General features: G+C 71.8%; 20 protein-coding genes. 18 read left to right on the plus strand and 2 right to left on the minus strand.

Annotated features, from left to right (window positions below; translation table 11 throughout):
- Nucleotides 1-20: 20 nt before the first annotated feature.
- The 6 genes from ACWGIF_RS25235 to ACWGIF_RS25260 all read left to right on the plus strand — a co-directional run bounded on the left by ACWGIF_RS25235 (nucleotide 21) and on the right by ACWGIF_RS25260 (nucleotide 6,574).
- Nucleotides 21-1,028 (plus strand): ABC transporter permease, encoded by a 1,008-nt coding sequence (locus tag ACWGIF_RS25235; RefSeq protein ID WP_453500774.1) that lies wholly within the window; start codon nucleotides 21-23, stop codon nucleotides 1,026-1,028.
- A complete protein-coding gene (locus ACWGIF_RS25240) occupies nucleotides 1,025-2,167 on the plus strand; it encodes an ABC transporter ATP-binding protein (protein ID WP_453500775.1) in 1,143 nt (380 codons plus the stop codon). The genes ACWGIF_RS25235 and ACWGIF_RS25240 overlap by 4 nt, the downstream gene beginning before the upstream one ends.
- A 14-nt stretch (nucleotides 2,168-2,181) precedes the next feature.
- Nucleotides 2,182-3,276, plus strand: coding sequence for an ABC transporter ATP-binding protein (locus ACWGIF_RS25245; protein ID WP_453500776.1), 1,095 nt, complete (start codon nucleotides 2,182-2,184; stop codon nucleotides 3,274-3,276).
- A 293-nt stretch (nucleotides 3,277-3,569) separates the two neighbouring features.
- Nucleotides 3,570-4,226 carry a trimeric intracellular cation channel family protein gene (locus tag ACWGIF_RS25250; protein WP_453500777.1) on the plus strand — a complete coding sequence of 219 codons (657 nt, stop codon included), beginning with the start codon at nucleotides 3,570-3,572 and terminating at the stop codon, nucleotides 4,224-4,226.
- A gap of 47 nt (nucleotides 4,227-4,273) precedes the next feature.
- On the plus strand, nucleotides 4,274-5,128 hold the full coding sequence (locus tag ACWGIF_RS25255) for a thioesterase family protein (RefSeq protein WP_453500778.1): 855 nt from the start codon (nucleotides 4,274-4,276) through the stop codon (nucleotides 5,126-5,128).
- 282 nt (nucleotides 5,129-5,410) lie between these two features.
- Nucleotides 5,411-6,574 (plus strand): cysteine desulfurase family protein, encoded by a 1,164-nt coding sequence (locus ACWGIF_RS25260; protein WP_453500779.1) that lies wholly within the window; start codon nucleotides 5,411-5,413, stop codon nucleotides 6,572-6,574.
- 69 nt (nucleotides 6,575-6,643) lie between these two features.
- Here the strand turns inward: ACWGIF_RS25260 and ACWGIF_RS25265 are convergent, their stop codons facing one another.
- Nucleotides 6,644-7,336, minus strand: coding sequence for an N-acetylmuramoyl-L-alanine amidase (locus ACWGIF_RS25265; RefSeq protein WP_453500780.1), 693 nt, complete (start codon nucleotides 7,334-7,336; stop codon nucleotides 6,644-6,646).
- Between the two features lie 60 nt (nucleotides 7,337-7,396).
- On the opposite strand from ACWGIF_RS25265, the gene mnmA reads away from it, so the two are divergent.
- Nucleotides 7,397-8,530 carry a tRNA 2-thiouridine(34) synthase MnmA gene (gene mnmA / locus ACWGIF_RS25270; protein WP_453500781.1) on the plus strand — a complete coding sequence of 378 codons (1,134 nt, stop codon included), beginning with the start codon at nucleotides 7,397-7,399 and terminating at the stop codon, nucleotides 8,528-8,530.
- Nucleotides 8,531-8,541: 11 nt separating this feature from the next.
- Here mnmA and ACWGIF_RS25275 read toward each other — a convergent pair whose 3' ends face one another.
- Nucleotides 8,542-9,465, minus strand: a complete 924-nt coding sequence (locus tag ACWGIF_RS25275; RefSeq protein WP_453500782.1) for an NADP-dependent oxidoreductase — start codon at nucleotides 9,463-9,465, stop codon at nucleotides 8,542-8,544.
- A gap of 109 nt (nucleotides 9,466-9,574) precedes the next feature.
- Between ACWGIF_RS25275 and ACWGIF_RS25280 the strand changes: the two genes are divergently transcribed.
- The 11 genes from ACWGIF_RS25280 to gatB all read left to right on the plus strand — a co-directional run bounded on the left by ACWGIF_RS25280 (nucleotide 9,575) and on the right by gatB (nucleotide 22,211).
- Nucleotides 9,575-10,540, plus strand: a complete 966-nt coding sequence (locus tag ACWGIF_RS25280; RefSeq protein ID WP_453500783.1) for a GlxA family transcriptional regulator — start codon at nucleotides 9,575-9,577, stop codon at nucleotides 10,538-10,540.
- An 88-nt stretch (nucleotides 10,541-10,628) separates the two neighbouring features.
- The gene (locus ACWGIF_RS25285) at nucleotides 10,629-10,973 is read left to right on the plus strand and encodes a DUF1330 domain-containing protein (protein ID WP_453500784.1); all 345 of its coding nucleotides are present in this window, start codon (nucleotides 10,629-10,631) and stop codon (nucleotides 10,971-10,973) included.
- Complete coding sequence (locus ACWGIF_RS25290) at nucleotides 10,973-11,929, plus strand: hypothetical protein (RefSeq protein WP_453500785.1); 957 nt, start codon at nucleotides 10,973-10,975, stop codon at nucleotides 11,927-11,929. The genes ACWGIF_RS25285 and ACWGIF_RS25290 overlap by 1 nt, the downstream gene beginning before the upstream one ends.
- Before the next feature lie 31 nt (nucleotides 11,930-11,960).
- Nucleotides 11,961-12,650, plus strand: a complete 690-nt coding sequence (locus tag ACWGIF_RS25295; protein ID WP_453500786.1) for an SDR family oxidoreductase — start codon at nucleotides 11,961-11,963, stop codon at nucleotides 12,648-12,650.
- Nucleotides 12,647-13,630, plus strand: a complete 984-nt coding sequence (locus tag ACWGIF_RS25300; protein WP_453500787.1) for a methionine synthase — start codon at nucleotides 12,647-12,649, stop codon at nucleotides 13,628-13,630. Before ACWGIF_RS25295 ends, ACWGIF_RS25300 begins: the two co-directional genes overlap by 4 nt.
- Before the next feature lie 30 nt (nucleotides 13,631-13,660).
- On the plus strand, nucleotides 13,661-15,862 hold the full coding sequence (ligA, locus tag ACWGIF_RS25305; protein ID WP_453500788.1) for an NAD-dependent DNA ligase LigA: 2,202 nt from the start codon (nucleotides 13,661-13,663) through the stop codon (nucleotides 15,860-15,862).
- A gap of 396 nt (nucleotides 15,863-16,258) precedes the next feature.
- Nucleotides 16,259-18,439, plus strand: coding sequence for a putative bifunctional diguanylate cyclase/phosphodiesterase (locus ACWGIF_RS25310; RefSeq protein WP_453500789.1), 2,181 nt, complete (start codon nucleotides 16,259-16,261; stop codon nucleotides 18,437-18,439).
- A gap of 209 nt (nucleotides 18,440-18,648) precedes the next feature.
- Nucleotides 18,649-18,945, plus strand: coding sequence for an Asp-tRNA(Asn)/Glu-tRNA(Gln) amidotransferase subunit GatC (gatC, locus tag ACWGIF_RS25315; protein WP_030010586.1), 297 nt, complete (start codon nucleotides 18,649-18,651; stop codon nucleotides 18,943-18,945).
- Between the two features lie 5 nt (nucleotides 18,946-18,950).
- Nucleotides 18,951-20,444 carry an Asp-tRNA(Asn)/Glu-tRNA(Gln) amidotransferase subunit GatA gene (gene gatA, locus ACWGIF_RS25320; RefSeq protein WP_453500790.1) on the plus strand — a complete coding sequence of 498 codons (1,494 nt, stop codon included), beginning with the start codon at nucleotides 18,951-18,953 and terminating at the stop codon, nucleotides 20,442-20,444.
- Nucleotides 20,441-20,686, plus strand: a complete 246-nt coding sequence (locus tag ACWGIF_RS25325) for a hypothetical protein (RefSeq protein WP_326587877.1) — start codon at nucleotides 20,441-20,443, stop codon at nucleotides 20,684-20,686. Before gatA ends, ACWGIF_RS25325 begins: the two co-directional genes overlap by 4 nt.
- A gap of 16 nt (nucleotides 20,687-20,702) precedes the next feature.
- Nucleotides 20,703-22,211: an Asp-tRNA(Asn)/Glu-tRNA(Gln) amidotransferase subunit GatB gene (gene gatB, locus ACWGIF_RS25330; protein WP_453500791.1), complete on the plus strand. Its 1,509-nt coding sequence runs from the start codon at nucleotides 20,703-20,705 to the stop codon at nucleotides 22,209-22,211.
- Nucleotides 22,212-22,252 lie beyond the last annotated feature (41 nt).

Here is a 22,252-nt window from a genome sequence, read left to right on the forward strand (position 1 = left end):
GGACGCCGAAGCCGACCCTCGTGTTTGTGTACATCGTCCGGCGGCTGTTCGCCGCGGTGTTCCTGCTGCTCATCGTCAGCGCGATCACCTTCGCGATCTTCTTCCTGCTGCCCCGGCTGGCCGGCGGCACGGCCGACTCGCTGGCCACGCAATACATCGGCAAGAACCCCTCGCCCGAGTCCATCGCCGCGGTCAAGAAGAACCTCGGCTTCGACCAGCCCCTGTACGCGCAGTACTGGGAATTCCTGAGGGGCATCGTCGCGGGCCGCGAGTTCAACTTCGGCCCCAACCCCTCGCAGTGCCACGCCCCCTGCCTCGGCTACTCCTTCAAGGACCACGTCGAGGTCTGGCCCGACATCGTCACCCGGCTGCCCGTCACCGCCTCCCTCACCCTGGGAGCGGCCGTCATCTGGCTGATCACCGGTGTCACCACGGGCGTGATCTCGGCCCTGCGCCCCGGCTCGCTCTTCGACCGGCTCGCCATGGGCGTGGCCCTCGCCGGCGTCTCGCTGCCGATGTTCTTCACCGGCACCCTCGCGCTGGCCGTCTTCGTCTTCAACTGGCCCGTGTTCACCAACGTCTACGTGGACTTCTCCGACGACCCTGTCGCCTGGGTCCAGGGGCTGGTCCTGCCCTGGTGCACACTCGCCTTCCTCTACTCCGCGCTCTACGCCCGGCTCACCCGGGCCGGAATGCTGGAGACCATGAGCGAGGACTACATCCGCACCGCCCGCGCCAAGGGCCTGCGCGAACGGGTCGTCGTCACCCGCCACGGCCTGCGCTCCGCACTCACCCCGATCGTGACCATCTTCGGCATGGACTTCGGGCTGCTCCTCGGCGGCGCCATCGTCACCGAGACGGTCTTCTCCTACCACGGGGTCGGCGAGTACGCCTACCAGGCGATCGCGGTCAACGACCTTCCGAAGATCCTCGGCGTGACCCTCTTCGCCGCCTTCTTCATCGTGTTCTGCAACCTGGTGGTCGACCTCGTCTACGCCATCATCGACCCGAGGGTGAGGCTGTCGTGACCGACCCGACTCAGAAGGGGAACGGCGCCGGCGCGGGCGCCCGTACCACGGACACCGCCACCGGCACGGCCCTCGCGTCGGCACCGGCCGGCGGCCGTCCCTCCGAGGCCTTCCTCGACGTACGCGACCTCAAGGTGCACTTCCCCACCGACGACGGCATCGTCAAATCGGTGGACGGGCTCTCCTTCCAGCTGGAGAAGGGCCAGACCCTCGGCATCGTGGGCGAGTCCGGCTCCGGCAAGTCGGTCACCTCGCTGGCCGTCATGGGACTGCACCGTGTGGGCAGCACAGGTCGCTCCAACGTCGAGATGTCGGGCGAGATCTGGCTCGGCGGCAGGGAACTGCTCTCCGCCGATCCCGAGGAGGTGCGCAAGCTGCGGGGCCGCGACATGGCGATGATCTTCCAGGACCCGCTGAGCGCGCTGCACCCGTACTACTCGATCGGCGCCCAGATCGTGGAGGCGTACCGCGTCCACAACGACGTCGACAAGAAGACGGCGCGCAAGCGGGCCGTCGAGATGCTCGACCGGGTGGGCATCCCCGAGCCGGCCAAGCGCGTCGACGACTATCCGCACCAGTTCTCCGGCGGCATGCGCCAGCGCGCCATGATCGCCATGTCGCTGGTCAACAACCCCGACCTGCTGATCGCGGACGAGCCGACCACGGCCCTGGACGTCACCGTGCAGGCGCAGATCCTGGACCTGATCCGCGATCTGCAGAAGGAGTTCGGCTCCGCCGTCATCATGATCACGCACGACCTCGGCGTCGTCGCGGAGATGGCCGACGAGATCCTCGTGATGTACGGCGGCCGGTGCGTCGAGCGGGGCACCGCCGAAAAGGTCTTCTACGAGCCCCGCCACCCCTACACCTGGGGCCTGCTGGGCTCGATGCCGCGCATCGACCGCGAACAGACCGAGCGCCTGATCCCGGTCAAGGGCTCCCCGCCCAGCCTCATCAACATCCCCGGCGGCTGTGCCTTCAACCCGCGCTGCCCGTACGCCGACGTGCCCAAGGGCAACGTGACCCGTACGGTCCGGCCCGAGCTCACGCAGGACGACAGCCGCCACTGGTCCGCCTGCCACATGTCGCAGGAAGAGCGGACCCGGATCTGGACCGAAGAGATTGCGCCGAAGCTGTGACCGAGACGCCTGACATGAAGAAGACGGAAAAGGCGGTCATTCCCGCGCAGGCCAAGGACTCTCCCGAAGTCCTGCTCAAGGTCACCGGGCTGGCGAAGCACTTCCCGATCCACAAGGGACTGATCCGGCGGCAGGTGGGCGCGGTCAAGGCCGTCGACGGCCTCGACTTCGACGTCCGGCGCGGGGAGACCCTCGGCATCGTCGGCGAGTCCGGCTGCGGGAAGTCGACCATGGGCCGGCTGATCACGCGGCTGCTCGAACCGACCGGCGGCACGATCGAGTTCGAGGGCAAGGACATCACGCACCTGGGAGTGGGGGGCATGCGCCCGCTGCGCCGCGACGTGCAGATGATCTTCCAGGACCCGTACGGCTCGCTGAACCCGCGCCACACGGTGGGCACCATCGTCAGCGCGCCGTTCAAGCTCCAGAAGGTCACGCCGGAGGGCGGGCTCAAGGCGGAGGTCCAGCGGCTGCTGTCGCTCGTGGGCCTCAACCCCGAGCACTACAACCGCTACCCGCACGAGTTCTCGGGCGGCCAGCGCCAGCGCATCGGCATCGCGCGGGCCCTCGCGCTCAAGCCCAAGCTGGTCGTCGCGGACGAGCCCGTCTCTGCGCTGGACGTGTCGATCCAGGCCCAGGTGGTCAATCTGCTGGACGACCTCCAGGAGGAGCTCGGCCTCACCTACGTGATCATCGCGCACGACCTGTCGGTCATCCGGCACGTCTCGGACCGCATCGCGGTGATGTACCTGGGCAAGATCGTCGAGCTGGCCGACAACAAGTCGCTGTACGGGACTCCGATGCACCCGTACACCACGGCCCTGATGTCGGCCGTGCCGGTGCCCGACCCGAGGCGGCGCGGTGCGAAGAGCGGCCGCATCCTGCTCAAGGGCGACGTGCCGTCGCCGATCTCACCGCCGAGCGGCTGCCGCTTCCACACGCGGTGCTGGAAGGCCACGCAGATCTGCACGACGCAGGAACCGCCGCTGCTGGCCCTGAAGACGGGCCACCAGGTCGCCTGCCACCACCCGGAGAACGCCCCCGACCAGGCCCCGGGCGACAAGCCCCTGCCGGGCGCGGCAGAGGCAGTGGCCAAGCCCACGGACTGACGCGAACGCCGGCGGGGCACTGCGGCCCCGCCGGCGCACTTCCGGCACGGCCGCACACATGCAGCCCCGTCGGCGTTCGAGGCGCGGGGGCCGGGGCGGAGCCCGATCATCGAGCTGCGCGGCACTTATCCGGCTTCGCCGGTCCCCGTCCGGCCCCGCCGGCGATTGAGGCGCGGTGTCGGCGGCGGAACCCCGAGTCCTGAGGCCGCACCGCACCCGGCCCGACCCCACCACCCCGTCGGGAGCCAAGTGGCCCGTCACCCCGGCGGGAGCCGAGGGGCGACAATGAGCCGGTGCTCCACGATCTCTTCCCGCCCGGGATCCAGCATGCCCTGGACCTCGCCGGCATCTTCGTCTTCGCCACCGCAGGCGCCCTGCTCGCCGTCCGCAAGAACTTCGACGTCTTCGGCATCGTCGTCCTGGCCCTGGTCACCGCGCTCGGCGGCGGGCTCTTCCGCGACCTCGTCATCGGCGCCGTCCCCCCGGCCGCCTTCGGTGAGCTCAGCTTCTTCATCACCCCGCTGATCGCCGCCGCGATCGTCTACTTCCTGCACCCCGAGGTCCAGCGGATCAACCGCGCCATCAACGTCTTCGACGCGGCCGGCCTCGGGCTCTTCTGCGTGACGGGCACCACCAAGGCGTACGAGTTCGGCCTCGGCCTGACCGCGTCCGCGGCGCTCGGCCTCGCCACCGCCGTCGGCGGCGGCGTCCTGCGCGACGTGCTCGTCAACGAGGTGCCCTCGCTGCTCCGCGACCGCGAGATGTACGCCGTGCCCGCCATGGTCGGCGCCTCGATGGTCGCCCTCTTCATCCGCTTCGACATCCTCAACGCCGTCACCACCGGCCTGGCGATCGTCACCACGTTCGTTCTGCGGCTCCTCGCGATGCGCTACCACTGGCGGGCACCGCTGGCCTGGAACCGCCGGTCGGCGGTGGCCGAAGAGCCGTAGCCGAAGAAAGCTACCGCTTAGTAGCAAGCCGGTGTACCGTCGTTTTCATGTCACACGCAGCTGCCAAGGCATCCATCGGCGACAGTGAGTTCGACCGCGACACCACCATCACCGCACGCGCGGGCGAGCCCGGGGTGTACGACGCGGAACTCTCCGCCGGCTGGACGATCATCGCCGCCGTCAACGGCGGATACCTGCTGGCCCTGGTCGGCCGGGCCCTGTCCGCGGCCCTCCCGCACCCGGACCCCTTCACCGTCTCCGCGCACTACCTGACCTCCTCCGTGCCCGGCCCCGCCGTGATCCGCACGCAGGTCGTACGCGTCGGCCGCACCCTCTCCACCGGCCAGGCCTCGCTGTTCCAGTTCGACGACAGCGGCAACGAGGTCGAGCGCATCCGCGTCCTCGCCTCCTACGGCGACCTCGCGGCCCTGCCGGACGACGTGCGCACGGTCGCCAGGCCGCCCGTGATGCCCGCCTACGAGGACTGCATCGGCCCCGAGGCCGGCCCGGCCCCGATCCCCGGCAGCTCCGCGATCGTGGACCGGCTCAGGCTCCGGCTGGACCCGGCGACCGCGGGATGGGCCCTGGGCGCACCCTCGGGCAAGGGCGAGATGCGGGCCTGGTTCGAACTGGCCGACGGCCGTGACGCCGACCCGCTCTCCATGCTCCTGGCGGTGGATGCGCTGCCGCCGACCGCCTTCGACCTCGGCCTGGTGGCCTGGACCCCGACCGTGGAACTGACCACCCACATCCGCCGCCGCCCGGCCCCCGGCCCGCTGCGGGTCTCCATCACCACCCGCAACCTGGCCGGCGGATTCCTCGAGGAGGACGCCGAGGTCTGGGACTCGACGGACCACCTGGTCGCCCAGTCCCGCCAGCTGGCCCGCGCGCTCCGCACCTGACGGGACGGACTCCGTCCGTCGCCGTGTCCGTCGTCCCGTCCGGCGGTATGCCGGGGCCTCAACCGGTCGGATCCGGCCACGCCGGCCTGCGAGGTCAGGGGTCCGGGGCGGAGCCCGGGAAAGGCCGGGCAGGGGCAGGGCCGGAGCCCCCGGGAACGGATGGGCAGGGGCCCGGGGCGGAGCCCGGCGAGACGGCGCGGCGGGGTCGGACCCCGCTGCGCCCCACGGCCCGGGGTCCCGCCGGGCGAACCGGCACCGGCGGGCTCGTAGAATCGGGGGATCATGGCCTACCTCGACCACGCCGCCACCACCCCGATGCTGCCGGAGGCCGCCGCGGCGATGTCCGCGCAGTTCGCCGCCACGGGGAACGCGTCCTCCCTCCACGCCGCCGGCCGCCGGGCCCGCCGTACCGTCGAGGAGGCCCGCGAGGCCTTCGCCGAGGCGGTCGGCGCCCGCCCCAGCGAGGTGGTCTTCACCGCCGGCGGCACGGAGGCCGACAACCTCGCCGTCAAGGGCCTGTACTGGGCCCGGCGCGACGCCGACCCGGCCCGGACCAGGGTCATCGCCAGCCCCGTCGAGCACCACGCGGTGCTCGACGCCGTCCACTGGCTCGCCGAACACGAGGGCGCGCAGGTCGAATACCTGCCCGTGGACCGCTACGGGCGCGTGCACGCCGACGCCTTCCGGGAAGCCGTCGCACGCAACCCCGACGACGTGGCCCTGGCCACCGTCATGTGGGCCAACAACGAGATCGGCACGGTCATGCCGGTCCCCGAACTGTCGGCCGCCGCCCGCGAGTCCGGGATCCCGCTGCACTCCGACGCCGTCCAGGCCTTCGGGCAGCTCGACGTCCACTTCGGCGACAGCGGCCTCGCCGCCATGACCGTCAGCGGCCACAAGGTCGGCGGGCCGTACGGCATCGGAGCGCTGCTGCTCGGCCGCGACCAGAGCCCCGTACCCGTCCTGCACGGCGGCGGCCAGGAGCGGCACGTCCGCTCCGGGACGCTGGACGTGCCGGCGATCGCCGCCTTCGCGGTGGCCGCCGTCCTCGCCGCCGAGCGGCGGGAGCGCTTCGCCGCCGAGATCGGCGCCCTGCGCGACGAGCTGGTCGCCGCCGTCCGCGCGGCCGTGCCCGACGCCGTCCTCGGGGGGGACCCCGACGAGCGGCTTCCGGCCAACGCCCACTTCAGCTTCCCCGGCTGCGAGGGCGACTCCCTGCTCCTGCTGCTCGACGCCCAGGGCATCGAGTGCTCCACCGGCTCCGCCTGCACCGCCGGCGTGGCTCAGCCGAGCCACGTCCTGCTGGCCGCCGGCACCGACCCGCAGCTTGCCCGCGGCACCCTGCGCTTCTCCCTCGGCCACACCTCCACCAAGGAGGACGTGGCCGCCCTGGCCGCGGCCATCGGCCCGGCGGTGGAACGCGCCCGCACGGCCGGCCTCAGCTGAGGCGGGGCGGGCGAGGGCAAGGGCAAGGCGGGGGCGGGCGAGGCCGGGGTCCGGTCCTTTCGGGTCAGGTCAGGCCTTCCGCGCGCCGGTTCCCGTTCCGTCGAGCTCCGCGCGGACCAGGCGTATGTACCGGTCCCAGTCCCAGTGGCGGCCCGGATCCGTGTGGTCCGCGCCGGGGACCTCGGAGTGCCCGACTATGTGGGTGCGGTCCGCCCGTATGCCGTACCGGCGGCAGATGTCCGCCGCCAGCCGGGCCGAGGCCGCGTACATCGCGTCCGTGAAGTCCTGCGGGCGGTCCACGAAGCCCACGTGCTCTATGCCGACGCTGCGCTCGTTCATCGAGCGGTTGCCCGCATGGAAGGCCACGTCCAGCTCGCGCACCATCTGCTCCACATGGCCGTCGCCGCGCACGATGTAGTGCGCGGAGGCCTTGTGCCACGGGTTCTTGAAAGCGTCCACGGAGGACTGGAACCCGCCCTGGGTGACATGGACGACGATCCGGTCCACCCGGTAGTCGTCGGGTCGGTCCGCCAGCCGCCAGTTCGCCGGGGAGGCCGCCGTCCAGCTCGCGCCCACGTGGTCGAGCTCGCCTTCCTTGCGCGGCTTGGCCACGCCGGGCAGCAGCCACCAGCCGCGCGCGATCTCGTCCCGGCCGGCGACCGCCGCCACCGCGACGACCCCGAGCCCGCCGAAGAGCACGGCCCTGCGGGTCCGGCTCGGCGGCTTCTTCTCCTTGTTCCCCTGCTCGACGATGTGATCCACCCCCCGTACCCGACAACGCGCTGTGAGCCCGCTCGGTTCCCCCGTACTCTGGACGGTGCTATGACTGAGAACCCGCCGCGCACCGCCCGCCCCCTCCGCGTCCTGGCCGCCATGTCCGGCGGCGTGGACTCCGCCGTCGCCGCCGCCCGCGCGGTCGAAGCCGGGCACGACGTGACCGGCGTCCACCTCGCCCTCTCCGCGAACCCGCAGTCCTTCCGGACCGGCGCCCGAGGCTGCTGCACCATCGAGGACTCCCGCGACGCGCGCCGCGCCGCCGACGTCATCGGCATCCCGTTCTACGTGTGGGACCTGGCCGAGCGCTTCCGCGAGGACGTGGTCGAGGACTTCATCTCCGAGTACGAGGCCGGGCGCACTCCGAATCCCTGCCTGCGCTGCAACGAGAAGATCAAGTTCGCGGCCCTGCTCGACAAGGCACTCGCCCTCGGCTTCGACGCCGTCTGCACCGGCCACTACGCCACCGTCGTCCTGAACGACGACGGCTCCCGCGAGCTGCACCGCGCCTCCGACATGGCCAAGGACCAGTCCTACGTCCTCGGGGTCCTGGACGAGAAGCAGCTGGCCCACGCGCTCTTCCCGCTCGGTGACACGCTCACCACCAAGGAAGAGATCCGTGCCGAGGCCGAGCGGCGGGGCCTCGCCGTGGCGAAGAAGCCGGACAGCCACGACATCTGCTTCATCGCCGACGGCGACACCCAGGGCTTCCTCGCGAACCGCCTCGGCAAGGCCGAAGGCGACATCGTCGACGAGGCCGGGGAGAAGATCGGCACCCACGAGGGCGCCTTCGGCTTCACCATCGGCCAGCGCAAGGGCCTGCGCATCGGCCACCCGGCGGCCGACGGCAAGCCGCGCTACGTCCTCGACATCTCCCCTGTGAACAACACCGTCACCGTCGGCCCCGCCGAGGCCCTCGACGTCACCGCCCTCACCGCGATCCGCCCCCGCTGGTGCGGCTCCACGGCCGCTGCCCCGGGCACGTACACCGCCCAGCTGCGCGCCCACGGCGGCGAGACCGAGGTCTTCGCCGAGCTGGTGGACGGCGAGCTGCGCGTCTCCTTCACCGAGCCGGTCCGCGGCGTGGCCCCTGGTCAGGCGATCGTGCTCTACGACGGCACCCGCGTGGTCGGCTCCGCCACCATCGCGACGACGACGCGGGCCGCGGCCGCCTCCGTCTGACGGGCGCCCGGTCAGGCCACCGTCAGGACGATCTTGCCGGTGGTACGGCCCTGCTCGCCGAGCTCGTGGGCCTTCGCGGCGTGCTCCAGCGGCAGGACCGTGTCGACCAGCGGCTTCAGCAGGCCCTGCTCGACCAGGGTCGCGATCTCCTCGAGGCCCTTCAGGTCCGGCTCCACGAGGACCCAGGCCGCCTGCACGCCCCGGGTGTCGGCCGGGATGCCGTCCGGGCCGGGCAGGGTCACCAGGTGGCCGCCCGGCTTCAGCACCTTCAGCGAGCGCTGCCCGTGGTCCCCGCCGATGGCGTCGAGCACGACGTCCACGTCCGAGACGGCGTCCTCGAAGTCCGTGGTGCGGTAGTCGATCACCTCGTCGGCGCCGAGGCCGCGCAGCAGTTCGTGCTTGCCCGCGCTCGCGGTGCCGATCACGTACGCGCCCCGGGCCTTGGCGATCTGCACGGCAAGGTGACCGACGCCGCCGGCCGCGGCGTGGACCAGTACGCGCTGCCCGGCCGAGACTCCAGCGGTGTCCACCAGCGCCTGCCAGGCGGTCAGCGCCGCCAGTGGCAGCGCGGCGGCCTGCACGTGGTCCAGCGAGGCGGGCTTGCGGGCGAAGTGCCGGGCGGGAGCGGTCACGTACTCGGCGTACGCACCGGCCTGCTGCGGGAAGCGGGGCATCCCGTACACCTCGTCGCCCACCCGATAGAGGGTCACGCCCGGTCCGACGGCTGCGACCGTGCCGGACACATCCCAGCCGACCTGCGGGACCGGCCCCCAGGGGATCAGGGCGCCGGAGGCCCGGGTCTTCCAGTCGACGGGGTTCACCCCGGCCGCGTGGACCCGTACCAGGACCTCGCCCATGCCCGGCTCCGGCCGGTCGAGCTCGGTCTCGGTCAGAACCTCGGGCCCGCCCCACTGGCTGACGACGATGGCGCGCATGTGTTTCTCCTCAGGTGTGTCCGGTGCTGGTGCTGCCGTGGAACCAGCTTCGGCGCCGGAAGCAGGCCCTGGTGTTGGCCAGACGGCCACCATGTGACAGGATCTGGCCATGCACCGGATCGCAGTACTGGCCCTCGAAGGCGTCCCCCCGTTCGAGCTCGGGATTCCCTCCCGGGTCTTCGGAAACGCCCTCGACGAGGCCGGGAAACCGCTCTACGAGCTGACCGTCTGCACCGCCGACGGGCAGCCCGTGACCAGCGATGCCGGCTTCACCGTCGGCGTCTCGGCGGGCCCCGAGGCCCTCACCGCCGCCGACACCGTGATCATCACGCCCACGCACTCCATGGACGAGCTCGCACAGGGCGCCCCCCTGTCGCAGGCGCTGGTGGACGCCCTCGCCGCGATCAGGCCCGGCACCCGGATCGTCTCCCTCTGCACCGGCTCCTACGTGCTCGCCGCCGCCGGGCTGCTCGACGGCAGGCCCGCCACCACGCACTGGCTGCACGCGCCCGAGTTCCAGCGGGGCTTCCCGCGCGTCCGGCTCGACGAGGAGGTCCTCTTCGTCGACGACGGCGACATCCTCACCTCCGCGGGCGTGGCAGCCGGCGTCGACCTCTGCCTCTACATGATCCGCCACGACCACGGATCCGCCGTCGCCAACCGTGCCGCGCGGCTGTGCGTCGTACCGCCCTGGCGCGACGGCGGACAAGCCCAGTACATCGACCGGCCCGTCCCCGAGCCCACCGTCGCCACCACCACCGCCACCCGGGCCTGGGCCCTGGAGCGCCTCGCCGAGCCGGTCACCCTCGCCGAACTCGCCGCCCACGCCCGGATGAGCCTGCGCACCTTCACCCGGCGGTTCCGCGATGAGGTCGGGATGACCCCGGTGCAGTGGCTCACCGCCCAACGCCTCGAAGTGGCACGCCACTTGCTGGAGGACAGCGACCTGCCGGTCGACCTCGTCGCCCACCGGTCCGGTTTCGGCTCGGCCAACTCCCTGCGCCAGCACATGCGTGCGGCCCTCGGCATCTCCCCGATCGCCTACCGGCGCACCTTCCAGCCCGCCTCGGCATGACCTCCGGAGTAATCGCCGCCGCTGCCGCGCCCTGACACCATCGGATCAACGGCCCGCACCGGCGGGCCGGTCGGCAGGGGAGACCGCCATGACCGCGTACGCCATCGCCCACATACGGCCCCAGACGATGAACGAGGACATCCTCCGCTACATCGAGGAGATCCAGTCGACCATGACACCCTTCGGCGGCCGGTTCCTCGTCCACGGCGCGGAGGTCGAGGTCCTGGAGGGCCCCTTCCCCGGCACAGTCGTCATGATCGGCTTCCCGGACGTCGAGCAGGCCCGCGCCTGGTACGCCTCGCCCGCCTACCAGGCCATCCTCCCGCTGCGCACCGACCACATCGCCGGCGAGGTCATCCTCGTCGAGGGCGTCCCCGCCGGATACGACGCCACGAAGACGGCCGCCGCCCTGCGCGAGGCGGCGGGGCTCTGATGAACCCCGCCGTCTACGTCCTCGGCGGGCCGGACGGGTACCGCGCCATCACGGACGACTGGGGCGCCGCCGGCCTGGACCTCGACCTGCTGGCCGGCCCGGACACCATGATGGTGCTGATGGGCCGCGCCTCCGGGTACGGGCAGCCCTTGTCCGGGACCGGCGAAGGAGACGACGACGTCCAGGCGGGCGTCCTCGTGGACCCCGCACGCAAGGTCCTGCTGTTCTTCGCCCTGGAGGGCCCCTCCGTCGAGATGCGCACCCGCCGAGCCACCCTCGCCCTCCTGCGCGCCGCCTGGCCCGGCTGGGACGTGCGCTGGGCCTACGGCGGTCGGACCGGCCTGCGCGCCTACGCCGGCCTCGACCCGGCGGACGAGCCCGACCGGGACAAACGCGTGTGGGAAAGCGACTTGTTCGAGACGGACGCCGCCGGGCTGTCGGTCCGGGACGACCTCGAGGTCACCGTGGTGACCCTGGACGGCCCGGACCGCTGCCACCCGGTCTGCTACGCCTTCGACCACCCGGTGATGTACGGCCCGGCCCTGCTCGACTGGCTGGCCGCGGCCACCGACCACGGGGCGTACCACGAGCTCGCCGTGGCGGGCCTGCACGTCGACACGGAGCGGCGCCGGGTCGGCTGGTGGCTCACCAGCCACCAGATCCACCACGACACCGCGGCCGCTCGCTGGCCCGGCTGGACCGTGGAGTTCTGGGAGGACCGCTGGGCCGAGCACCGCACGGCCTCCGGCGGCCGCTTCGACCCGACCGAACCGGACGACGCCGCCGCGCTGACCGACGTACGGGACGCGGCACTGCGGCACTGGACGCCGGTCCGCCACGACCAGGACGGGCTCCCCTGTCTGGCCGGCCTGGACCAGCGGGGCCCCGTCTCACGGCAGGGCCCGGCCGCCCGCGCGGCGATCGAGGGGGCGTACCGCTCGGCCACCGGGGGCTGACGGGCACCGGTGGGGTGCGAGCATGGGCGCTATGGCTACTCACCTGATCACCGGTGCCGGATCCGGCATCGGCGCCGCCGTCGCGGCCCGGCTGCACGCCCGCGGCGACGACCTCGTCCTCCTCGCCCGGGACGCCGGCCGCGCCCGCCAGCTCGTCGACCGCTACCCGGGCTCCGCGGCCCTCGTGGGCGACCTCGCCGATCCCGACCGGCTCTCGTGGGCCTTCTCCAAGCAGGCCGTCCCGGAGCGCATCGACTCCCTGCTGCACATCGCCGGGATCGTGGACCTCGGACCGGTGGGGGAGCTGCGGCCCAAGACCTGGCACCAGCAGCTCAACGTGAACCTGATCGCCCCCGCCGAGGTCACCCGGCTGCTGCTGCCGACCCTGCGCGCCTCCAAGGCCACCATCGTCTTCGTGAACTCCGGCGCCGGCCTCACCGCCCACGCCGACTGGAGCGCGTACGCCGCCTCCAAGCACGGGCTGAAGGCCCTCGCCGACTCGCTGCGCGCGGAGGAGCGGGCCCACGGCATCCGCGTCACCTCCGTCTACCCGGGCCGGACCGCCAGCCCCATGCAGGCCAAGGTGCACTCCCAGGAGGGCAAGGAGTACGACCCCGCCGACTGGATCGACCCCGAGTCGGTGGCGACCACCATCGTCATGGCCGTCGACCTGCCCCGCGACGCCGAGGTCAACGACCTGAGCGTCAGGCCGGGCCGATGACCGCCGGCGCCACCGGCGTGGGTTCGCTGCCCGGCGGCGACGCCCGCGAGGCCGCGAAGACCGTCACCGGGTCCTTCGAGGAGTTCCCGTACCTCGCCGAGCTGCCCGCCCGGGGACCCGGCGCCGACATGATCGGCCGGTCCCTCGGACTGCTCGTCGACATGTACGCCCACGTCGAGCCCAGCGGCTGGCGGATCAGCGACCGCCCGGGGCGGGACTCGAAGCGGGCCCGGTCCTGGCTCGGGGAGGACCTCGACGCGCTGGAGGAGTTCACCCAGGGGTACACGGGGAAGCTCAAGATCCAGGCCGTCGGCCCGTGGACCCTGGCCTCCGCCCTGGAGATGCACGGCGGCGAGGCCATGCTGCAGGACGCGGGGGCCTGCCGGGACCTCGCCGGATCGCTGGCCGAGGGACTGCGCGAGCACCTCGCCGACGTGCGCAGGCGCATCCCCGGCGCCGACGTCGTGCTGCAGGTCGACGAGCCGTCCCTGACGGCGGTCCTGCTCGGCCGGGTCCGCTCCGCGAGCGGCTACCGCACCTACCGCGCGGTCGACCGGCAGGTGGTCGAGGGTGCGCTGCGCGACCTGTTCGCCGTCCACGACGGGGAGGTCGTCGTGCACTCCTGCGCGCCCGAGGTCCCCTTCGGCCTGCTGCGGCGGGCCGGCGCCACGGGCGTGTCGTTCGATTTCTCCTTGCTCACCGAGCGCGAGGACGACGCCATCGGCGAGGCCGTCGAAGGCGGTGCCAAACTCTTCGCCGGAGTGGTGCCGGGCACCGACGCCCCGTTGTCGGACCCTGCCGGTAGCGTCATGGGTGTCAGGAAGCTTTGGCGCAGGCTGGGGCTGGCCCCGGGGACTCTGGCGGAGTCCGTCGTGGTCACCCCGTCGTGCGGTCTGGCGGGTGCGTCGCCCGCCTACGCCCGGGCGGTGCAGGCGCATTGCGTCAGGGCGGCGAGGTCGCTCGCCGACAACCCTGAGTGACGGTTGAGACGGGCCACGGGAGGACACGGCATGGCAGCCGAACAGCAGGGCACGGCAGTACCGACGGCGGTGCGCGAGCAGCACCAGTTGCTGGCCGAGCAGGTCGAGGAGCACCGCTTCCGGTACTACGTGAACGACCAGCCGGTCGTCAGCGACGCCGAGTTCGACACGCTGCTGCGCTCGCTGGAGGCGCTGGAGGAGCAGTACCCGGAGCTGCGCACGCCCGACTCGCCCACCCAGAAGGTGGCCGGGGCGTATGAGACGGACTTCGCGTCCGTCGAGCACCGGGAGCGCATGCTCTCCCTCGACAACGCCTTCGACGACGAGGAACTGGACGCCTGGGCCGAGCGGGTGGCCCGGGACGTGAACACCAAGGACTACCACTACCTGTGCGAGCTGAAGGTGGACGGCCTCGCCGTCAACCTCACCTACGAGAACGGCCGTCTCACCCGCGCCGCCACCCGCGGCGACGGCCGCACCGGTGAGGACATCACGCCCAACGTCCGCACCATCGCCGAGATCCCGGACCGGCTGAAGGGCGACCGGATCCCGGCGCTCGTCGAGATCCGTGGCGAGGTCTACTTCCCGATGGAGAAGTTCGAGGAGCTCAACGCCCGGCTCGTGGCGGCGGAGGGCAAGCCCTTCGCCAACCCGCGCAACGCCGCCGCCGGTTCGCTGCGGCAGAAGGACCCCAAGGTCACCGCGAGCCGTCCGCTGCACATGGTCGTGCACGGCATCGGCGCCCGCGAGGGCTTCGAGATCGAGCGCCAGTCGCAGGCGTACGAGCTGCTGCAGGAGTGGGGTCTGCCCACCGCCCGGCACAACGCGGTGCTCTCCTCGCTCGCGGAGGTAAGGGAGTTCATCACCCGCTTCGGCGAGAACCGGCACTCGGTGGAGCACGAGATCGACGGCGTGGTCGTCAAGCTCGACGAGATCGCCCTCCAGGGCCGCCTCGGCTCCACCGCCCGCGCCCCGCGCTGGGCCATCGCCTGGAAGTACGCGCCCGAGGAGGTCAACACCAAGCTGATCGACATCAAGGTCGGCGTCGGGCGCACCGGGCGCGTGACCCCGTACGCGCAGGTGGAGCCGGTGACGGTGGCAGGCTCCGAGGTCGAGTTCGCGACCCTGCACAACCAGGAGGTCGTCAAGGCCAAGGGCGTGCTCATCGGGGACACCGTGGTCCTGCGCAAGGCCGGTGACGTCATCCCCGAGATCCTCGGGCCGGTGGTCGACCTGCGGGACGGCACCGAGCGGGAGTTCGAGATGCCAGCCGAGTGCCCCGCGTGCGGGACGGCGCTGCGGCCCATGAAGGAGGGGGACATCGACGTCCGGTGCCCCAACGCCCAAACCTGTCCCGCGCAGTTGCGCGAACGGCTCTTCTACCTGGCGGGCCGGCAGTCCCTGGACATCGAGAACTTCGGCATGGTGGCGGCGGCCGCGCTGACCGGGCCGCTGGAGCCGGCCCAGCCGCCGCTGCTCGACGAGGGAGACCTCTTCGGCCTGACCATCGAGCAGCTGCTGCCCATCAAGGCGTACGTCCTGGACCCGGACAGCGGGCTGCCCAAGCGGGACCCGAAGACGGGCGAGGAGAAGATCGTCACGGTCTTCGCCAACCAGAAGGGCGAGCCGAAGAAGAACGCCCTGGCGATGCTGGAGAACATCGCGGCCGCCAAGGAGCGCCCGCTCGCCCGCGTCATCAACGGCCTGTCGATCCGTCACGTCGGACCGGTCGCCGCTGAGGCCCTCGCCCGCGAGTTCCGGTCGATCGAGCGCATCGAGCAGGCCAGCGAGGAGGAGCTGACCGCCACCGACGGCGTCGGCGCGATCATCGCCGCCTCGCTCAAGGAGTGGTTCGCCGTCGACTGGCACCAGGAGATCCTGCGCAAGTGGCGGGAGGCCGGGGTGCGGATGGAGGAGGAAGGTTCCGGCGAGGAGGAGGGACCGCGGCCGCTGGAGGGGCTGACCGTCGTCGTCACCGGCACTTTGCAGAGCCACACGCGGGACGGGGCCAAGGAGGCCCTGCAGAGACGCGGCGCCAAGGTGACCGGATCCGTGTCCAAGAAGACCTCGTTCGTCGTGGTCGGCGACAACCCGGGCTCGAAGTACGACAAGGCCGTGCAGTTGAAGCTGTCCATCCTCGACGACGCCGGTTTCGCGGTGCTGCTGGAGCAGGGCCCGGACGCGGCCCGGGAAGTCGCGCTCGCGGTGGACGGCGGAGGCGAAGGGGAGTAATACCGAGGAGGACCGGAAGGCGAATCGCCGAAGGGGAGCAACGAAGGCGAACGGATGCGTGGCGTGCGGCCGTACGGGCGGGCGCACGCCAGGCGTGGCGGACGGTGGTAAACGGCCGGTACAAGGCTGGTCGCAGGGCGGTGACCTGTCGGATCATCGGATGGGTGACGGGGGGCTCTGGTCCAAACTCACCCGTTCGGCGGATACCGTACTGATGAGGATGGCCGGGTCGCATTCGGGCAACCACTGCCGACCGCTGCCCCTGGGAGCCTCCCGGGTCCTACTGTTGAGGGGTGCGCCTGTCGTGCGCGGCCGCAGCATGCGATGTCGGCCGTGGTGGCACGGCATCGGGGCCATCGCGTGACATCGGCATCGCCGGCTGTGAGAGGTACGGGCATGAAACCCACCGAAAGCGCCGACCCGTCACCTGAATTCGGCGGGGAACTCCCGTCCATGCGGGCGGGCAGGCTCGGTGTCCTGGGAGGCAGGACACCGGAGACCCGACCGATCGACACCGGCACGGGTGGTCAGGAACGGCGCGGAGTGCTGCCCTTCCTCGTCGTGGGCCTCGCGGTCGTGGTGCTCGGCGCCGGCATCGTGTCCGCGCTGAACGACCGTCATGCGCTGTTCCCCGGCGGGCCGGTCGGCTGGGCGCTGGCCCTCCTCACCGGCATCATCGTCGGCCACCTGGTCGCACTGGGCCGCGACCGCTGGTGGGGCGGCACCGGATCGGGCGCCGCGCTCACCCTCGGCGTGCTCCTCCTCTACGGATGGGTGCCCGCGGGACTGGTCTCCCTGGCCGTGGTCTCCCTGGTCGGGGCCGCGCGCTGGCACCGCTGGCGGCAGGGGCTGCTGCACGGCTCCGTGGACATCCTCGGCATCGGCGCGGGGGCCCTCGTCCTCGGCGCCTTCGGGGTGACGCCCACCGTCGAGACCCCCTGGCTGCCCAGCAGCTGGGGACTGGAAGCGGTCCCCGAAGTCGTCCTCGTCGCCGTCGCCTACCTGCTCGTCACCCGCGTCCTGCTCTGGATCGCGCTGGCCCGGCGCGGCAGCGGCCTGCCCACCGTCGCACGCACCGCCCTGCTCCGACAGGCGTTAGTGGCCGTGGCGCTGCTCGGCATCGCCCCCCTCATCTGCGTCGTCGCGGCCACGCAGCCGGTCCTGCTCCCGCTGTTCGCCGTACCCCTGATCGCACTGGACTCCACGCTGTGGATCGCCCGGGCGCGCGCCGAGGAGCAGCTGCGCGATCCCCTGACCGGGCTGCCGAACCGGCAGTGGCTGCTGGAGCGGGCCTGGTCCGCCCTGGACGAGGCTGAACGTCTGGGCACCCGGGCAGCTCTTGTGCTGATCGACCTGGACCGCTTCCGCGCGGTCAACGACACCCTGGGCCATCTGGCGGGCGACCGGCTGCTCCTCCAGATCGCAGACCGGCTGCGGCAGGCCCTGCCCGAGGACGCCGAGGCCGCCCGGCTCGGCGGCGACGAGTTCGCCGTCCTGCTCCCCGTCGCCGACTCCACCACCAGCGCCCAGCGCATCGCCCGTCACCTGGTCGCGGAGCTCAGCTCCCCCCTCGACCTGGACGGACTCACGCTCGTCCTGGAGGCCAGCGCCGGCCTCGCCGTCTTCCCCGACCATGCGCTCGACGCGGAGGGACTGCTGCGGCGCGCGGACGTGGCGATGTACCAGGCGAAGCGCGACCGTACGGGTGTGGAGGTGTACGAGTCCAAGCGGGACAGCAACACCCCCGACCGCCTGGGTCTCCTCGGCGACCTCCGCCGGGCCCTGGACGCCGGGGAAGTGGAACTCCACTACCAGCCGAAGGTCCGCTTCGACGGCCAGGTGGCCGGGCTCGAAGCCCTGGTGAGATGGGTGCACCCGGAACGCGGGCGGGTGTCCCCGGACGAATTCATCGCGATCGCCGAGACCTCCGGACTGATGCCGCACCTGACGGAGTACGTGCTGGAGACCGCCCTCGCCCAGGTGGCGCGGTGGCGGGCACAGGGTCTGAAGGTCCCGGTCGCCGTCAACGTCTCACCGCGCGACGTCCACACCCCCGGCTTCGCGGGCGCGGTCGCCGCGCGACTGGCCCGCCACGGAGTACCGGCGAGCGGGCTGCAGCTGGAGATAACGGAACACGTCCTGCTGGAGGACCCGCAGCGGGCGGCGGACACCATGGCCGGACTCACGGGCCACGGCGTGAAGATGTCCCTCGACGACTTCGGCACCGGCTACTCCTCGCTCGTCCACCTGCGCCGCCTGCCGGTCAGCGAGCTCAAGATCGACCGGTCGTTCGTGGGCCGGCTGGCGGTCGACGCCCAGGACGCGGAGATCGTCCGCTGCACGGTGGACCTCGCCCACTCGCTGGGCCTGCTGGTCGTGGCGGAGGGCGTGGAGGACGACGAGACGTGGGAGCGGCTGCGGGACCTGGGCTGCGACGCCGTACAGGGCTGGCTGGTCGCCGCCGCGATGCCGCCGCAGGAGGCCACCGCCTGGCTGCTGGCCCGCGGCGAACGCGGCTGGCGCCGCCCGGCGGACATCACGGCCGAACTGGCCGCCGCAGAGGCCGACGCGGTCTGATCCTGCGGCGCTGCCGCTGGGGCTGCGCCCCAGACCCGGCGCCTCAAACGCCGGCGAGGCGGAGATTCAGCCTCGCCGGCGTCTGGTCCGGGCGGTGCCCGGGAGGCAGCGCACAGCGGCCCGAGCCAAACCGTTTCGCAGGCCGGGGGCCGGGCCCCATAGGATTGGGTCCGAAACGAAACATCCGCCCACCCCCAGAGGATCGCTGCATGCCTGGCATTACGCGCGAGGAGGTCGTCCACCTCGCTCGGCTGGCGCGCCTTGAGCTGTCCAGCAACGAGCTGGATCACTTCGCCGGACAGCTCGGCGACATCATCGGCGCGGTCGCCCGCGTTTCCGAGGTCGCCGACCAAGACGTCCCGCCGACCTCCCACCCGCTGCCGCTGACGAACGTCATGCGCGCGGACGAGGTCCGTCCGTCGCTCACCCCCGAGCAGGCGCTCTCCGGTGCTCCCGCCCAGGAGCAGCAGCGTTTCAAGGTGCCGCAGATCCTGGGGGAGGACTAACAGCCATGGTCGACATCATCAAGCTCACGGCCGCCGAGACCGCCGAGAAGATCGCCTCCGGCGAGCTCACGGCCGTCGAGGTGACCGAGGCCCACCTGGCCCGCATCGAGGCCACCGACGAGAAGGTCAACGCCTTCCTGTACGTGGACCGTGAAGGTGCGCTCGCCCAGGCCCGCGCCGTCGACGCGAAGCGCGAGGCCGGAGAGAAGCTCGGCCCGCTGGCCGGCGTGCCCCTCGCCCTCAAGGACATCTTCACCACCGTCGGGGTTCCGACCACCGTCGGGTCGAAGATCCTCGAAGGCTGGATCCCGCCGTACGACGCCACCCTGACGCGCAAGCTCAAGGAAGCCGGCGTCGTCATCCTCGGCAAGACCAACATGGACGAGTTCGCCATGGGGTCCTCCACCGAGAACAGCGCCTACGGCCCCACCGGCAACCCCTGGGACCTCACCCGGATCCCCGGCGGCTCCGGCGGCGGTTCCGCGGCGGCCCTCGCCGCCTTCCAGGCCCCGCTGGCCATCGGCACGGACACCGGCGGCTCCATCCGCCAGCCCGCCGCCGTCACCGGCACGGTCGGCGTGAAGCCCACGTACGGCGGCGTCTCCCGCTACGGCATGGTCGCGTTCTCGTCCTCCCTCGACCAGGGCGGGCCCTGCGCCCGTACGGTCCTGGACGCCGCGCTCCTGCACGAGGTGATCGCCGGCCACGACCCGCTCGACTCCACCTCCATCGACGCCCCGGTCCCGCCGGTCGTCGAGGCCGCCCGCAACGGCTCGGTCGCCGGCATGCGCGTCGGCGTGGTCAAGCAGTTCGCGGGCGAGGGCTACCAGGCCGGTGTCGTCCAGCGCTTCAACGAGTCGGTGGAGCTTCTCAAGGAGCTCGGCGCCGAGATCGTCGAACTGGACTGCCCGTCCTTCGACCTCGCGATGGCCGCGTACTACCTGATCGCGCCGTCCGAGTGCTCCTCGAACCTGGCCCGGTTCGACGCCATGCGCTACGGCCTGCGCGTCGGCGACGACGGCACCAAGTCCGCCGAGGACGTCACTGCCCTGACCCGCGAAGCCGGCTTCGGCGACGAGGTCAAGCGCCGCATCATCCTCGGCACGTACGCGCTCAGCTCCGGCTACTACGACGCGTACTACGGCTCCGCCCAGAAGGTCCGCACGCTCATCACGAGGGACTTCGAGAAGTCCTTCGAGCAGGTCGACGTGATCGTCTCCCCGACGACCCCGACCACCGCCTTCCCGATCGGTGAGCGCACCGACGACCCGCTGGCGATGTACCTCGCGGACCTGTGCACCATCCCGACCAACCTGGCCGGCAACTCCGCCATGTCGCTCCCCTGCGGCCTGGCGCCCGAGGACGGTCTCCCGGTCGGGCTGCAGATCATCGCCCCCGCGATGAAGGACGACCGGCTCTACAAGGTCGGCGCGGCCGTCGAGGCCGCCTTCCTCGCCCGCTGGGGTCACCCGCTGCTCGAGGAGGCACCGTCGCTGTGAGTACCAGTGCACTGTCCAAGGCCAAGGGCTTCAAGAAGTCCAAGACCGGCACCTACCTGTCGATCGGCACCACCGCCTTCGGCGCCATCAGCGTGATCAAGCAGGTCAAGAAGGCCCGCACCGAGAACGACATGCTGAAGCTGGTCGACGCCGCCGTGTCCGCCGCCGCCATCGTCACCGGCCTCGCGATCCTGTACCGCGAGCTGAAGCGCCTGGGCGACGACGACGTCCTGCTGGGCTGAGAGGGAAAGTTTCACCGTGACCTTCACCGAACTGCTGTCGTACGAGGACGCTCTCGCCTCGTTCGACCCCGTCATGGGCCTTGAGGTCCATGTCGAGCTCGGCACCAAGACGAAGATGTTCTGCGGCTGCTCCACGGAGCTGGGTGCCGAGCCCAACTCGCAGACGTGCCCCACCTGCCTCGGCCTGCCCGGCTCGCTCCCGGTCGTCAACGCGATCGGCATCGAGTCCGCCGTCAAGATCGGCCTCGCGCTGAACTGCGAGATCGCCGAGTGGTGCCGCTTCGCCCGGAAGAACTACTTCTATCCGGACATGCCGAAGAACTTCCAGACCTCCCAGTACGACGAGCCCATCGCCTTCAACGGCTTCCTGGACGTCCAGCTGGAGGACGGCGAGATCTTCCGCGTGGAGATCGAGCGCGCCCACATGGAGGAGGACACCGGCAAGTCGCTGCACGTCGGCGGCGCCACCGGCCGTATCCACGGCGCGTCCCACTCCCTGCTGGACTACAACCGCGCCGGCATCCCGCTCATCGAGATCGTCACCAAGCCCATCGAGGGCGCGGGCGAGCGGGCCCCCGAGGTCGCCAAGGCGTACGTCGCCGAGCTGCGCGAGGTCATCAAGGCGCTCGGCGTCTCCGAGGCCCGCATGGACAAGGGCCAGATGCGCTGCGACGTGAACCTGTCGCTGCGCCCCACCCCCGAGTCCGAGTTCGGCACCCGCAGCGAGACCAAGAACGTCAACTCGCTGCGCTCCGTCGAGCGCGCCGCGCGCTTCGAGATCCAGCGGCACGCGGCCGTGCTGACCTCCGGCGGCTCGATCGTGCAGGAGACCCGGCACTTCCACGAGGAGGACGGCTCCACCACGGCCGGCCGCATCAAGGACAACGCCGAGGACTACCGGTACTTCCCGGAGCCCGACCTGGTCCCCGTGGCCCCGGCCCGTGAGTGGGTCGAGGAACTGCGCGGGGCGCTGCCCGAGATGCCGCGCGTGCGCCGCAACCGGCTCCGTGAGGAGTGGGGCGTCACCGAGCACGACATGCAGTCCATCCTCAACGCGGGCGCGGTGGACTCCATCGTCGCCACGATCGAGGCGGGTGCCGACGCGGCCGCCGCGCGCAAGTGGTGGATGGGCGAGCTGGCCCGCAACGCCAACGAGCAGGGCGTCGTCGTCGACGAGCTGCCCATCACCCCGGCGCAGGTGGCCCGGGTCGCGGCCCTGGTCGCCGACGGCTCGCTCAACGACAAGCTGGCCCGCAAGGTCCTCGAAGGCGTCCTCGCCGGCGAGGGCACCCCGGACGAGGTCGTCGAGAAGCGCGGCCTGAAGGTCGTCTCGGACGAGGGCGCGCTGGGCGCGGCCGTGGACGAGGCCATCGCCGGCAACGCGGCCATCGCGGACAAGATCCGCGGCGGCAAGATCGCCGCCGTCGGCGCCCTGGTCGGCGCGGTCATGAAGACCACCCGCGGCCAGGCCGACGCGGCGCGCGTCAAGGAGCTCATCCTCGAGCGACTGGGCGTCTCCGAGTAGATCCCGTACGCAGAAAGGGCGGCCCCCACCGGATTCCGGTG

Source organism: Streptomyces sp. NPDC054849 (genome assembly GCF_053610945.1).

What these genes read in the sequence shown, in the direction of transcription:
- ACWGIF_RS25245 (WP_453500776.1), top strand. Translation starts at nt 2,182, where the DNA reads ATGAAGAAGACGGAAAAGGCGGTCATTCCCGCGCAGGCCAAGGACTCT.
- ACWGIF_RS25255 (WP_453500778.1), top strand. Translation starts at nt 4,274, where the DNA reads ATGTCACACGCAGCTGCCAAGGCATCCATCGGCGACAGTGAGTTCGAC.
- ACWGIF_RS25260 (WP_453500779.1), top strand. Translation starts at nt 5,411, where the DNA reads ATGGCCTACCTCGACCACGCCGCCACCACCCCGATGCTGCCGGAGGCC.
- mnmA (WP_453500781.1), top strand. Translation starts at nt 7,397, where the DNA reads ATGACTGAGAACCCGCCGCGCACCGCCCGCCCCCTCCGCGTCCTGGCC.
- ACWGIF_RS25275 (WP_453500782.1), bottom strand. Translation starts at nt 9,465, where the DNA reads ATGCGCGCCATCGTCGTCAGCCAGTGGGGCGGGCCCGAGGTTCTGACC.
- ACWGIF_RS25280 (WP_453500783.1), top strand. Translation starts at nt 9,575, where the DNA reads ATGCACCGGATCGCAGTACTGGCCCTCGAAGGCGTCCCCCCGTTCGAG.
- ACWGIF_RS25285 (WP_453500784.1), top strand. Translation starts at nt 10,629, where the DNA reads ATGACCGCGTACGCCATCGCCCACATACGGCCCCAGACGATGAACGAG.
- ACWGIF_RS25290 (WP_453500785.1), top strand. Translation starts at nt 10,973, where the DNA reads ATGAACCCCGCCGTCTACGTCCTCGGCGGGCCGGACGGGTACCGCGCC.
- ACWGIF_RS25295 (WP_453500786.1), top strand. Translation starts at nt 11,961, where the DNA reads ATGGCTACTCACCTGATCACCGGTGCCGGATCCGGCATCGGCGCCGCC.
- ACWGIF_RS25300 (WP_453500787.1), top strand. Translation starts at nt 12,647, where the DNA reads ATGACCGCCGGCGCCACCGGCGTGGGTTCGCTGCCCGGCGGCGACGCC.
- ligA (WP_453500788.1), top strand. Translation starts at nt 13,661, where the DNA reads ATGGCAGCCGAACAGCAGGGCACGGCAGTACCGACGGCGGTGCGCGAG.
- ACWGIF_RS25310 (WP_453500789.1), top strand. Translation starts at nt 16,259, where the DNA reads ATGAAACCCACCGAAAGCGCCGACCCGTCACCTGAATTCGGCGGGGAA.
- gatC (WP_030010586.1), top strand. Translation starts at nt 18,649, where the DNA reads ATGCCTGGCATTACGCGCGAGGAGGTCGTCCACCTCGCTCGGCTGGCG.
- gatA (WP_453500790.1), top strand. Translation starts at nt 18,951, where the DNA reads ATGGTCGACATCATCAAGCTCACGGCCGCCGAGACCGCCGAGAAGATC.